Origin of the sequence: Runella sp. MFBS21, assembly GCF_029433105.1 — a bacterium.
Taxonomy (GTDB): domain Bacteria; phylum Bacteroidota; class Bacteroidia; order Cytophagales; family Spirosomataceae; genus Runella.
Genome location: NZ_JARNTW010000007.1, coordinates 50,477 through 63,908, shown reverse-complemented (window position 1 = coordinate 63,908; position 13,432 = coordinate 50,477). Strand labels below are relative to the sequence as shown.

The window sequence follows — 13,432 nt, the reverse complement described above, 5'->3', positions numbered from 1 at the left end:
AAACACCATATCCATAACCCCCTAAAAACCTGCATTTTAAGCACATTCTATCCATAATATTTTGTCACAAAAAAGGCGACAAAAGCACTTTCTTGCTTAAACTAGCAAGAATCGTACTTTTGTCGCCTCAGGGAAGCTAGCCTAAAAGTTTATACCCGACGCAATTTTGCTTCAATCGTCTGCTGCGTGTGTGGTACAGCACGTAGACGCTCTTTTGGAATCAACTTGCCAGTATCTATACAAATACCATAAGTACCGTTTTTGATACGCACAAGGGCATTTTCAAGCTGTGTAATAAATTTCTGCAAGCGAGCAGCCGATTGGCTCATTTGCTCCCGCTCACTTGTATCTACATCTTCCATCAGCTTGGTAGCAGCGCCAGTATTGTCAGTTCCGCTATCATTTTTCCGACTCAATGTATCCTTGATGTAAGCCAATTCGTTGCGGGCTGCTTCTAGTTTTTGGTTGATGATACCTTCAAACTCCTTCAACTCTTCTTCGGAGTAACGTTTTTTTTCTTCCTGTACTGTCATACTCAGTTTACTTTTTGGGGTAAAAACTTAAATGGCGGCCTTCGATATTCAGCCGCAAAATTACGCTTTATTCTATTTATACCAATGATTTTAGTGACCGTTTACTAAAAAGTTATTATTTTTTGATTTGCATAAATGTCGTAAATACCAAGTTTTATTTGGAAAATAAACACTAAACTTCTATACGATTCTACACTTTATGATTTAGTTAATACAACCTTCTTATAAAATTAAATTGTACTTAAACAAGAAAAAACTATCTTTTTGTTTTTTTCGTTATAAAGATATTAAGTTTGCGTTCAGGAAATAGACTACTAAAATAAGTAAGTAAATAGTTCGTTTCTTTTTTCAACAAACAGCAATTCCAAAACAATCAGAATCGTTAAAATTATGACTTATATTGAACCAGCTCCTATCAAAGATAAGGAGAATCCACTGGAGTCTATGATGTCGCGCTTTGACAAAGCAGCCGAGCTTCTCGGTATCAGCGACGAAATGTACCATATCCTCAAAGTTCCTCGCAAGCAAGTAGTTGTAGGACTTCCTGTGACAATGGACAACGGGCAAATCAAGGTTTTTGAAGGCTACCGCGTCATTCACTCTACTATCTTAGGCCCCGCCAAAGGTGGAATTCGATTTGATATGGGCGTCAACATCGATGAAGTACGCGCTTTAGCTGCTTGGATGACTTGGAAATGCGCCGTAGTAGATATTCCTTACGGAGGAGCTAAGGGGGGAATTGCGTGCAACCCTCGCCAAATGTCAGCCGGTGAAATTGAACGTTTGATGCGTGCTTATACTACTGCTATGCTCGATGAATTCGGACCTGACAAAGACATTCCGGCTCCTGACATGGGCACGGGACCTCGCGAAATGGCGTGGCTCATGGATGAATATTCCAAAGCCATGGGGATGACTGTACCAGCCGTAGTGACTGGCAAGCCATTGGTATTGGGAGGCTCGTTAGGCCGTACTGAGGCTACAGGCCGAGGAGTGACAGTATCGGCATTGGCAGCAATGGAAAAAATGCGCTTGAATCCTTACCGAACCACGGCTGCCGTGCAAGGATTTGGGAATGTAGGGATGTATGCAGCGGCACTTTTGCACGAGCGTGGTGTCACAGTTCAGGCGATTAGTGATATTTCAGGAGGATATTACAATGAACGTGGTATTGATATAGAAGATGCAATCGCCTATCGCGCTGCCAACGGCGGCATACTAGAAGGCTACCAACAAGCGGAGCCTATCACCAATGAAGAATTGCTCGCACTGCCTGTAGATGTACTCGTACCTGCGGCCAAAGAAGACGTAATTACCCAAGAAAATGCGGCTCATATCCAAGCCAAAATGATAGTAGAAGGTGCCAATGGTCCTACTTCGGCAAATGCCGATACCATCATCAATGACAAAGGCATCATGGTAGTGCCTGATATTTTGGCCAATGCTGGAGGAGTGACCGTTTCGTATTTTGAATGGGTACAAAACCGGATTGGTTATAAATGGAATTTAGAGAGAATCAACCGTCGCTCTGACCGGATTTTGAAAGACGCTTTTGAAAACGTGTATGCTACCTCCCAAAAATACAAGGTCAATATGCGTCTAGCTGCTTACATTGTGGCTATCGACAAAGTAGCGAGTACTTATAAATTCCGTGGGGGGTATTAATAAAAGTAAGCACTAAGCAGTAGAGAGTAGTAATAAGATTACTATTTTTGCGGGGCAAAGGACTCATCTCCTTTCCCCGCATTTATTTTTTATACGTATAAGAATGATGACTATTCATAAAGAAGGCTTTGTTAGTATTGGATTAGCGGCACTGTTTGTATTAGGAACCAATGCCCTCCTACGTAATTTTTTAGGTGATATAGAATGGCTTACTACCACTTGGCTGATAGTCTCTATTATATTCTTTTTTATCATTGTGCAGTTTTTTCGTAAACCTACTCGCCTCTCTCCTATCAACCCCAAGCACGTCATTGCGCCTTGTGATGGCAAAGTAGTTGTAATAGAAGAAGTCGTTGAAACAGAATATTTTAAAGGGCCACGACGTCAAGTATCTATTTTTATGTCGCCTATCAACGTGCATATCAATTGGAACCCTATCAGCGGAGTCATTAAGTATTTCAAATATCATCCAGGAAAATATCTGGTAGCGTGGCACCCCAAATCAAGTACAGAAAATGAACGCACTACTACCGTTATTCAATCACCAAATGGCGTAGAAGTTTTGTTTAGACAGATTGCTGGTGCTTTGGCCAAGCGTATCGTTTGGTATGTAAAAGAAGGACAGCAAGTAAGTCAAGGCTCCGAGATGGGTTTTATCAAATTTGGCTCTAGGGTAGATATTTATTTACCCCTTGATGCTACTATCAATGTCAATTTGGAAGACAAAACCACCGGCGGTATTACGGTCATAGCCACTCTTAATTAATCTTTCAGGTAAAGTTCTTAATCAAGACAAAAGGAATTTTACTTTCAAAAATTTGCTTTATTTTTTACGCACATGCTATCTACAACCGAATCGACCTCTCTCTATAATAACCTCGAACTCATGAGCGTGAGAGAGCTGTTAACTAATATCAACAATGAAGACAAAACTGTGCCCTATGCCGTAGAAAAAGCTATTCCACAAATAGAGGCACTTGTAGAGAAAATTGTGGTTAGAATGAAGCAAGGGGGTCGACTTTTCTACATAGGCGCAGGTACCAGCGGTCGGCTGGGTGTAGTAGACGCCTCAGAATGTCCCCCTACCTATGGTGTACCTTTTGATTTGGTGATTGGTATCATGGCAGGTGGTGACCAAGCCATCCGAAAAGCTGTCGAAAATGCCGAAGATGATCCTAACCAAGCATGGATTGACCTTCTCGAATACGAAATCGATGAGCTAGATTCTTTAATTGGGATTGCCGCCTCGGGTCGTACTCCTTATGTCATTGGTGGCCTTGAAAAAGCGCGCCAAGCGGGTGTCTTAACAGGCTGTATTGTGTGTAACACTGGCTCTGCAGTAGCCGCAGCAGCAGAGTTTCCGGTAGAAGTAGTGGTAGGACCGGAGTTTGTGACTGGTAGCACTCGCATGAAAGCAGGTACCGCCCAAAAACTCGCTCTCAATATGATTTCTACATCCGTAATGATACAGCTCGGACGGGTAAAAGGCAATAAGATGGTCGATATGCAAATGACCAATTATAAGCTTGTACAGCGTGCTATAAGAATGGTAAGAGAAGAACTTCCCTATTTAAGCATTGAAGAAGCTCAGGGCCTTTTAGATACCCACGGTAGCGTGCGGAATGCCGTTGAAGCAGGCCGAAAACCTTAATATGAAAGCGATTTGGCAAGCTATCAGGACACATTTCCAAGCCGATTTTCGCTGGGATGTTTATATGGGCATTGCCTTATTTCTTTTTCTTATTATTTTCTTCAATTATAGCGTCAATCTCGAAAAAGGCATTATTGATAGTTACCGTGGCAGGCCATTACGTATGTTTTGGTATTTTCTGTTATATGCATTTTCTTACTATGGTAGCTTATTGATTTGGGTCGCCTTTCGCAAAGAATGGTGGCGTTTACAAAATCCACGTTTTTGGGTCTACAGTCTTTTCATCTTAGCAATCCTTGGGATAGATGGTGGTTTTTATGCTTATCACCATTGGAGTCAATCGATATTTAAGGGAGCTATTTACAACTATGCTTTTCATTGTTTTACCAATATCTCCTCTCTCCTCACAGTATTTGTTCCTTTATTTATATTTTACAGCACATTTGATTCCCAATGGCATTTTTTCTACGGTTTTCTTCCTAAATGGCATGCTTTAAAGCCTTATTTATTATTGGTGGTATTGATGATACCTCTCATAATCTGGGCTTCTTTTCAAGCAGATTTTTTAAGCTCCTACCCTTCCTACGAAGACTCCAACGCCGATGAGTTTTTTGGAGTTTCACCCCTACTCACCACTTTGATTTATGAATTGTTTTATGGGTTTGATTTCGTATCTACTGAGCTTATGTTCAGAGGTTTTATGGTGATTGGGATGTCCCACTTATTGGGAAGAGGTAGTATCATATCCATGGTTGTTTGCTATGCAGCTTTGCACTTTGGCAAACCTCTCGGAGAAACTATCGGGTCTGTTTTTGGTGGATATATATTGGGAGTACTTGCCTTTCAAACGCGCAGTATATGGGGAGGTATCATCGTCCACATAGGCGTAGCTTGGCTTATGGACCTTGCCGCTTGGCTCCAAAAGATTTAAGAATGATATGATTGCTGTCTCTAAGACGCTTTGCGTCTTAGAGACAGCAAAATTGGAACTTAATGATAAATAATAGGCTCACAAGACTAACTAAGACCCCTATTTATTATTTTGATTTAAACGAGAATAGTCATAAAAAGACATCCCACCATAACGCTTTGTAAGTAAATCATTGATAAGTTGAAGTCGATAACGTTCTAATTGGCTGCTGTCAGCAAATAATTTTTGTAAGGTCTCCCATTGAGATTTATTTTCTTGAGAAGTTTCCTGAGTGGCTTTAATGATCAACTCATTTGTCTGTGGTGCACACGGAGCTTGAGGATCTATTTGACCTATTATTGATAATGCTTCCTCAAATTGTCGATTAGCTAATTTTGCTTTAGCATCTTGTAGCATTTTCTGGCAGGTTTGAGCCTGATATGACTTAAATATTTCTATCGTCATAGGCTTAATCTTCTGAAAGCAACTCGTTTCGTCAGGAATACTAAATAACAAATTTAGAGCTTCAATAAATTGATTTGTTTTAGAAAAATTTTCGGCCTGTTCAATAATCCGTTCACAATTGCTATTATAATAATTAATAGCTTTTTGCTTACCTTTTTCAATAAAAACAGCATAGTTCTCATTATCTTTATTAATTCTATCTAGCATATTATTAAGCGCTAAAACACGAGTTCTTCCACTACCTCTAAGCTTTTTTGTAATTGTAGCAAAGAGAGTATTGTTGTCAGGTTGTTTAATAAAAAGACTTATTTCAGCTTCAATCAATGTCATGTTTTGCACCCCCGCATTCACATTACGCTCATCTAAGAGCCGAATAGTGGGGTAAAGAACTAAATGATTTTGAGATTGAAAAGATGCTAGCCCATTAGAAGTTAGGATTTCAATAATCGAACTTTTTAATTTTTCTAGATGACTATCGTCCAATCCTTCCACATACGAAGGCATCACAACAGCTAAAGTCATTTTGCCAAATATATTTTTTTCATTGACAGAAGAATTTTGAGCTTGTGAAGCTAGGAATAGGTTAGATAAAATTAATAGGGATGCTAGAAAATATTTCATTGTATGATTACTTTTAGAGGCACTTTTTGTTGCATTTTTTCGGCAATTTCTTCTCCCCCTGACCATACATCACATACAGAAAAATTATCGTCTTCCACTTTCTTAACCCACAACGAACCTATTTCTTTCTGTCTAATAAGCTCTTTCCCGTCCACATTAATTTTCATCAACTCCACTACTTTTAGCTTTTTACCTGAAGTGACACCCAATGATTTGCCCGCAGTGATCAAAACTGTTTGTGCCCCTTTTCTTTTGTGTAAATCTTGGATTTCGGCAATGGAGGCCATGTATGGGAATATTTTTCGTAACCATTGACTTACTCCACATCCTATATTACTTATACCTTGTTTGATAGCTGCTGCTGTCGATAATCCCGAGCCAGGCATATCGCATGTAGTAGGTGCGGAGAAATAAGATCCCGAAGCCCCACTTGAATTACCTTTTCCAAAAGTTTCGGCATAGACAACCTCTCCAGTTTCAACATCAATCATTTTGAGTGAAAAAATCACTCTCGCTACTGTAACATATTGTTGGTATTCGGCTGAAAAAGATTTATTTGTACCAATAGATACCATATGCCCTGCAACAATGTATTGAGCGCCTAAAGTTTTGCCTTGAGCCACTACTTTACTATCTATAAAGTCTTCAGTTTTTTGCAGTTCTCTTTCATTAGCTACAACATCTAATTTTGTTCTATCTACAATTGTAAAGCGTTTAGATTTAACAAATTCATTAGAAACAATTTCGGTAAGTTCCGTAACGTATTTTTCCTCAATGTACTCTGCATGTCCAAAAGAGGGAATACCTATCACAATCTTTTCATTTTGGGCATAAATACTTAACGACATTACCCATAAAATAAAGAAGGCACTTAATTTTTTCATAATTTATCGTAAACAAATGTTTTTACTTGAGAGTCATTAAAATAGTATTTCCTTTAATGAGGCGTTCTGCTTTTAATTTTCTATCTTTTTTATTGGCCAATGATAGCTGATTACAGAACCTCATAATATCAAGAGCATACCGAGTAGTGGTTAGTGGTCTACCCTGAATATCGTGACGCGATACTCTTATTACATCAAATATAGTTTTTAAACTTGTAACACCTTGAATATGATAACTCTTAGTATTGGTAGCAACCCACTCCTCTAATACATCTGATAAAGGTAAGGCTTCTACCCCGATTTCTGTAGTCATATCAAAATCTGCGCTTTCTGCCAAACTAAACTCTAGGCTTAGATAGCGACCATTTTCAACAATATCGTTGAATTTTTGCTGCATTACATTCAAAAAATCTTCAGAAATAGGATCTATTGCTCTATTAATTAGCCGGCCCATATCTTGCGTATAAAATTTGCCACTATTTCCGACTTTGCTTGACAGAGTCATGGAAGTAGATGATTCGTAAGCATTTAACGTAACAGAAAGCTCGTTTCCGTTGGCCGTTTCACTAAACACATACTCCACCTCAACACAAATGTCTGCCCCTGACCCACTTATAATTTGAGTTTTGATATCTGATTGATTTTCAGAGGTAAGCACCTCATTAAGGGCTAAATTTCGAGCTTTTGATAAAAAATCTACGGTAGAATATCCTCTTTTGTCAAATAGTTCTTTGACTTTAGTCATCACAATACGGCTATTGGCATCATTTTCTACCACTTCACGCAAATTTTGTCCTTCCTTAAACATCGGGAAAACCATGATAGTAGGCTGAGTTACTAGCTTCTTTTTAAGAGAATCTTCCCTTAAGGTATTATCGAAATTTTGAACTTCATTACTTTTTTTTTGAGTGTATTGCCCCAGTGAATTAAGGTTATGAAGGATTCCCCATATTAGAATAACAATATATCTCATACGATTAATAACCGAATTTGCGGATTATGTTTTGATTTTCTAAATAGCGTCGTAGAGCATCATAGTTGATAGTCATTCTAAATCGAAGAGATAGTTTATTTTCTGAATTTAGCCGACGCGGTTTTGATACTTGTGTTATTTGGCTTACAAAAGGTTCATATTTTTTATTTGTGAAAAAATCATTTGTAAAGTTACCAATACTATTCTGATTAGAAACCAATGGTAGCCGATATGCTGAAACAGACGCAGAGGAGAGTCCTTGAAATAGCAGTATATCAAAGGCATTTTGTTTGGCATTTTGTTCAATTGATGGCATTCCGATCCCGCTTCCTAAAGCTTCTATTACAATTACCCCAGGTGCATTTTCTGATAATAACACCACACCAGTACTTAAAGGAGTTCGTTTACAGCCGCTCAATATAGTGGCTAAAATCATCAACCAAGTTAGGGAGTTATGAATTGTCTTTTTAAAATTAAGCCGACCGAAGTTCATTATTTTTTTATTTTTAAGAGGTTGGCTTGACCTTGAAGTGCAGGAGCGTAATTCTTTTTCATAGCAAGTGCTTGTTCAAACATTTCTTTAGCCTTATCATATTCTCCCATTTCCATGTATGCTTCTCCTAGTACCGTCCAAGGTTTATATCTTTCGGGAAATCTATAGTCTAGGCATTTTTTCACATCCGCATATACGGCTTCATAATTTTTTTCCTTTAAGTTCAACCAAGCACGGATGTAATAGGCGTTACCGTAGGTAGGTCCTAACTTAATGGCCTCAGCAATTTGTTTTTTTGCTTCGTCCATTTTATTTAAATTACCTAGTGAAAAAGCTTTGTTGGCGTAGGGTCTTGCTTGTTTAGGCTCAATTTGTGCCGATTTGTCAAAATAAGGAATTGCCTCTTCAAATTTGCCTTGGGCATTTTTGACGTAGCCTTTGGCCGCATGAGCATAGCCTGATTTTAAATTGAGTGGAATAGCTGCCTCAAAATCACGAAGTGCGTCCTCATATTTATCCATATAATAATAGGTGAAGCCTCGTAACATCATTGCGTCAAAATTTTTAGAATCCAGTTCTAAGGCGCGATTAGAGGCTTCTATAGACTGTGGATAGCGTCCTAAATACTGCAAAAGATTGGCTTTATTCTGAAACGCTTTGACGTGCTTAGGCTTCAACGCAATCAGTCTATCATACTCCTTAATAGCCTCTTCATGCCTTCCTACATTTCCTAAAATTAAGGCATAATCAAACAAATAATCTTCATCTTTGGGTTTAAGAGTTGACGCTTTTTGGAAATCTTTTACCACTCCCTCCCAATGTCCTTTCTCATAAGGTGCAAGGCTTCGGCGTTTTACTCCACGCGTATAATACAGCTTTGCATTGGTAGAATCTTTGGCAATCTCTTCATCCAACGCTTTTATCTGAACCTTCAAATCAGCATTACGTTTCTTTATATTTTCTACAAGATCGTCTATTTGATCCATTATATTTTGTATTTCATAAGCAGTCTGTGCTTTCTTATCTTCAGCTGCTTTTTGAGAAGGTGCTCCACCCAATTGGGCATTATTTTCGCCATACCTCAAATCGTCTTCATCCAACGCCGCCGACGGAACCGCCGCCGCTTGAGTACCTCCCCACTCTGCCGAAGCAGGGGGTGTAGCATTGGCAATATCTCTAACCATATGACGATTGGGAGCATTGTTTGCTGCCAAAGAAGCTTTTACCCTTTCAATTGAGCTCAGCAAACTAGTTCCATCACTTTTATCATAATCATTTTTAACAAGTAAATCCGCATTTTTAGCAGCATTTTCAAAGTCTTCTAGCCAGTAATAAATAACCCCTAAATTAAAATAGGCAGCATAACGAATTTTTCGATCCGATTTTTCATCTGCGCTGTATTTACTAGGAAGAGACTCAAAATAAGTGATAGCAGAATTCAAGCTACTTTTATCAAGAGGAGTGGAGGGGGTCATTCCTCCAAAAGCCGTTTTTATAGTTTCATAGTGCTGTTGAAAAGCTTCAAACTCTGGATGTTTCTTAGAATCAAGAATCCACAATTTTGCTTTTTCTTTCGATACATTATGATAGCCATAATCAGAATTTAATATATATCCTGCCTGTACGATATTATCATTAAGTAATTTCTTCCAAAGAGGTACTATCAAAGTCATAGCATTTTTAGACCAATACTCTTTCATTTGAGCAGACGTACTAAATTCTTGCGTTTTTCCTTCATTACTTACCCTAGAAATATTGGTGAACTTCCCAATAATAGCTTGTTTGTAGTCCATAATTACGATATTTGCCTGAAAAGCATAATTAAATGAAATATAGTAACTAGTTTTTTGGACTTCTTTTCCTGACTGATCCTTCACTTTGTAAGTTGAAGTTAGCTCTTTCACATTTCCATAAGTAGGGGTTTCTAGGCCAATTCGCACCATAAAGTGGCCGCCTCTATTAACGTCTTTATAACCAGACATCTTGCAGCAACTTGATTTAAGTTGAGGGGCAGAGATTCCTAATTGAGTAGCTACATTTGCAGGAATGTCGTATTCTACCGAATAGGTAGTGTACTCTGGAGGAAAAGGCCGTTTGGGATACGACACATAAGACACTTCGATAGGCAAAGCATCTAAATCAACTTTTTGAGTATAGGAATTAAAACAAATAAAAAATAAAAAAATGACGTAAAGTTTAGACATATATTTAATTTTAAAATACACTTGACATTCTTAGACACCTACAGTAGTAGGATTTTACTCTTATTCAAACCATTGGAAAACTCAGGCTCCTTTCAACCTTAGTAAGATTAGTCACGACGTAAAATTATAACCGATTTTTCAAAATCCAGTATTTTTTTTCTAATAAATATACAAACCTTTGACTTGTAAATGTGAGCTAGCAAAAACTCCAAGATTGCTTTATCCTTATTTCCTCCAAATATCAAAAAATCCCATTTTATACTTTTGCCAGTAATTTTTGTAAAATCAATAAAACCTTAACTATTTATTTGGTCTTTTATAATTACCCCATACTATACTTATTTATCTATATCATTGAAAATAAACACCTTTAAACTCTCATTTGGATCAAAAATAGTATTATTAAAAAAACATAACCTACTAGTCTAAGGATAACTCAAAATAATTGATAAAAATACGAAAATAAAAGGCGTTGGTTAATCTGCTATTACAATACAGGCCTCACCACAAACCCTTGTTTTTTCAATAAACTCAATACCCCCTTTTCTCCACCCAAATGCCCTGCTCCGACCGCAAAAAAGGTAGGTTTTGTTTCCATTGCTTTTTCCATGATAGGTATCCATGCCGCATTACGATTGGCCAGTAAAATATCTTCATAGCCATTAAAATCCCATTCACTATTGTCCATTACTTTCAGTAGCCCTTCTACATCCTGAGCTTTATAAAGTGCTACCATCTGCCCAAATTCTTTTGCAGACTCTTCTTTTTTTCGGACCATATCGGCTAGTAATGCAGCCTGCTTTTCGTAAGGTATTTGGTCAAAAATACTCATTTGAAATTCAACGGTTTCGAGGCCTAGCATTTCTTTTTTTGCATTGGAAGCCATCTGCGTAAACACTAATTCATAGGACTGTGGTTGACAAGACAATAGGGTCATGTACAACATCGACATCACCGTAAATGGCTTCATGCCATTCATCTGGTCAAGTCCCATTCCCATTTTTTGTTTAAAAAAATCATTCAATAACGTATAATCATCCGCCGAAAGATAATCTTTGAGCTTTTTGCCATCCGTAAACATCGCCGTCTTCATCATTTTCGACATCATGCTAGGGTCATCCATGTCAAGTTCAAGATATACTTGATCGGTTTTTGCAAAAGCAGCCTTAGTCGAATCAGTCAAGAAATAATCATTCGGACAAATCAAATGAATGGTACCATAAAGATAGGAAGGCTTCGAAAGGCCATTACCCGATATTTCCCATAACAATGATTTGTTTTGCGCTTGAATGAAGTGAGTCAATAAACAAAAAATAAGAACTTGAAATGTTTTCATTGCTTAAAAAAGTAAACTATCCGTTTGAAGGCAATTTAATTGATTTTTATCTTTGTATATTCATTTTTCTTTATTCTTAAACATAATATTATCATGGGAAAAGGAGACAGAAAGACCAAAAGAGGCAAGATTTGGCGAGGTTCAAACGGTGTAAAACGCCCTTCTAAGAAGAAAATAATACCCCCAAAACCTTCCTCGCCAACTACTTAAGGTAGGCTAGAACGCAATTGAGTTACTAAGCCTCAGGGAAAATCATGCCTTCGCTTAGTAACTCAGTATCTTTCAAAATTTCTATTCTCAGCTTTTTCTCTTTGAAGCTCCTGCTATGTCGTCAAGTGCATTGACCAATCGATCAAGATCTTTGGGGGTATGATATACATGGGGGGTTACGCGTACTCCTTTGATGTTTTCCCACTCAATACCCGTTGTATGAATTTTGTGCTTGTTGTAAAGATGCCCGTCCAATTCTGACGTTTTCATACCGTCTACTGATACAAGAGCAATCGCACAGGCATATTTAGGATCGGGAGAAGTATGGATTTTAACACCCGGAATCTGACGAGCTTTGTCAGTCCAGTAGCGCTGTAGGTAATGTGCACGTGCCTGCTTGCGAGCCGCCCCAATCGACAGTTGAAAATCTACGGCAGTACCAATAGCCATTTCGGAAGCGAAAGAGCGCGTACCTAAGCTCTCAAATTTGCGAATATCGGGTCCGTCAGGTTCATTGTTTGACAAGAGTGCCCATACTTTTGAGATTTTGTCTTTTTTGACATACATCATGCCACTACCAAAAGGCGCACAAAGCCATTTGTGTAAGCTTGTAGCATAATAATCACAGCCTAAATCGGGAATTTTAAAATCCAACAACGCAAACGTATGGGCGCCATCGGCAATTACCTCGATACCGCGTTTATGAGCTTCATCGGCTATTTTGCGTACAGGTTGAATCTGTCCCACCCAATTGATCATGTGAGTGATATGAACTACTTTGGTGCGTGAAGTAAAGGCACTCACAAACTTGTCTACAAAATAATTGTCATTTTCTTGAGGCAAGTCAAGATTTATCCAAACTAGTTTGATACCGTCGCGTTTTTCGCGTTGTTTCCAAGCATTAATCATATTAGGATAGTCTTGCTTGGTCAAAACTACCTCATCTCCCGGTTTTAAATCCAATCCAAAAATAACAGTATTGAGTCCTTCAGTTGCATTCCGATTGATAGCGATTTCTTCGGCTGAACAGCCGGCCAAATCTGCCAATTTGCTACGCAACGACTCCCTACCTTGATCCAATATACGCCACATGTAGTAGCTAGGGGCTTCGTTGCAATATTGGTAAAAACGAATATGTGCATCTTGTACTGAGCGTGGCTGTGGACATACTCCTCCATTGTTGAGGTTGAGCAAATTGGGAGAGACAGTGTACTCAGTTTTGACCCAAGCCCAAAAATCTTCATTTTGAGCAGCCTCTAAAGGCGAAAAATGAGCCATTTGCTGATTAAACATTTCGAAGGTTTTGGCTTCGGCAGGGGCTAAGAATGGCGGCAGGGTGATGGCGCTAGCAGCAGCACCAAGTGACCCTAAAAATTGACGACGGTTAAACATTGTTTAGGTAAATATTTGAAATATGAAGCGGCTTTACAATACTACAAAGAGCCCTCCAAAAAACCAACTACTATTTTCCGTTTAATAAAATCCTG

At 38.5% G+C, this 13,432-nt stretch carries 13 protein-coding genes; 5 read left to right on the top strand and 8 right to left on the bottom strand.

Annotated features, from left to right (window positions below; translation table 11 throughout):
* Positions 1 to 149: 149 nt before the first annotated feature.
* Entirely contained in the window at positions 150 to 533 is a 384-nt protein-coding gene (locus tag P1X15_RS15860; RefSeq protein ID WP_277339109.1) for a TraR/DksA C4-type zinc finger protein, read from the bottom strand.
* Positions 534 to 923: 390 nt separating this feature from the next.
* Between P1X15_RS15860 and P1X15_RS15855 the strand changes: the two genes are divergently transcribed.
* The 4 genes from P1X15_RS15855 (at position 924) to P1X15_RS15840 (ending at position 4,780) form a co-directional block, all read left to right on the top strand.
* Positions 924 to 2,198, top strand: a complete 1,275-nt coding sequence (locus tag P1X15_RS15855; RefSeq protein WP_277339108.1) for a Glu/Leu/Phe/Val dehydrogenase — start codon at positions 924 to 926, stop codon at positions 2,196 to 2,198.
* A 106-nt stretch (positions 2,199 to 2,304) separates the two neighbouring features.
* Complete coding sequence (locus tag P1X15_RS15850; RefSeq protein WP_277339274.1) at positions 2,305 to 2,964, top strand: phosphatidylserine decarboxylase family protein; 660 nt, start codon at positions 2,305 to 2,307, stop codon at positions 2,962 to 2,964.
* 72 nt (positions 2,965 to 3,036) lie between these two features.
* The gene (gene murQ, locus P1X15_RS15845; RefSeq protein WP_277339107.1) at positions 3,037 to 3,849 is read left to right on the top strand and encodes an N-acetylmuramic acid 6-phosphate etherase; all 813 of its coding nucleotides are present in this window, start codon (positions 3,037 to 3,039) and stop codon (positions 3,847 to 3,849) included.
* Entirely contained in the window at positions 3,821 to 4,780 is a 960-nt protein-coding gene (locus P1X15_RS15840; protein ID WP_277339106.1) for a CPBP family intramembrane glutamic endopeptidase, read from the top strand. The genes murQ and P1X15_RS15840 overlap by 29 nt, the downstream gene beginning before the upstream one ends.
* A gap of 99 nt (positions 4,781 to 4,879) precedes the next feature.
* Here P1X15_RS15840 and P1X15_RS15835 read toward each other — a convergent pair whose 3' ends face one another.
* The 6 genes from P1X15_RS15835 to P1X15_RS15810 all read right to left on the bottom strand — a co-directional run bounded on the left by P1X15_RS15835 (position 4,880) and on the right by P1X15_RS15810 (position 11,735).
* A complete protein-coding gene (locus P1X15_RS15835; RefSeq protein WP_277339105.1) occupies positions 4,880 to 5,845 on the bottom strand; it encodes a hypothetical protein in 966 nt (321 codons plus the stop codon).
* Positions 5,842 to 6,729 carry a CsgG/HfaB family protein gene (locus tag P1X15_RS15830; RefSeq protein ID WP_277339104.1) on the bottom strand — a complete coding sequence of 296 codons (888 nt, stop codon included), beginning with the start codon at positions 6,727 to 6,729 and terminating at the stop codon, positions 5,842 to 5,844. Before P1X15_RS15830 ends, P1X15_RS15835 begins: the two co-directional genes overlap by 4 nt.
* A 22-nt stretch (positions 6,730 to 6,751) precedes the next feature.
* Positions 6,752 to 7,702: a DUF6175 family protein gene (locus P1X15_RS15825; protein ID WP_277339103.1), complete on the bottom strand. Its 951-nt coding sequence runs from the start codon at positions 7,700 to 7,702 to the stop codon at positions 6,752 to 6,754.
* 4 nt (positions 7,703 to 7,706) lie between these two features.
* On the bottom strand, positions 7,707 to 8,195 hold the full coding sequence (locus tag P1X15_RS15820; RefSeq protein ID WP_277339102.1) for a hypothetical protein: 489 nt from the start codon (positions 8,193 to 8,195) through the stop codon (positions 7,707 to 7,709).
* Positions 8,195 to 10,399, bottom strand: coding sequence for a tetratricopeptide repeat protein (locus tag P1X15_RS15815; protein ID WP_277339101.1), 2,205 nt, complete (start codon positions 10,397 to 10,399; stop codon positions 8,195 to 8,197). The genes P1X15_RS15820 and P1X15_RS15815 overlap by 1 nt, the downstream gene beginning before the upstream one ends.
* A gap of 487 nt (positions 10,400 to 10,886) precedes the next feature.
* On the bottom strand, positions 10,887 to 11,735 hold the full coding sequence (locus P1X15_RS15810) for a TraB/GumN family protein (protein ID WP_277339099.1): 849 nt from the start codon (positions 11,733 to 11,735) through the stop codon (positions 10,887 to 10,889).
* Between the two features lie 93 nt (positions 11,736 to 11,828).
* Here P1X15_RS15810 and P1X15_RS15805 point away from each other — a divergent pair, with 93 nt between their 5' ends.
* The gene (locus P1X15_RS15805; RefSeq protein WP_277339097.1) at positions 11,829 to 11,945 is read left to right on the top strand and encodes a 30S ribosomal protein THX; all 117 of its coding nucleotides are present in this window, start codon (positions 11,829 to 11,831) and stop codon (positions 11,943 to 11,945) included.
* An 87-nt stretch (positions 11,946 to 12,032) separates the two neighbouring features.
* Here P1X15_RS15805 and P1X15_RS15800 read toward each other — a convergent pair whose 3' ends face one another.
* Positions 12,033 to 13,337 carry an aminotransferase class V-fold PLP-dependent enzyme gene (locus P1X15_RS15800; RefSeq protein ID WP_277339096.1) on the bottom strand — a complete coding sequence of 435 codons (1,305 nt, stop codon included), beginning with the start codon at positions 13,335 to 13,337 and terminating at the stop codon, positions 12,033 to 12,035.
* Positions 13,338 to 13,432 lie beyond the last annotated feature (95 nt).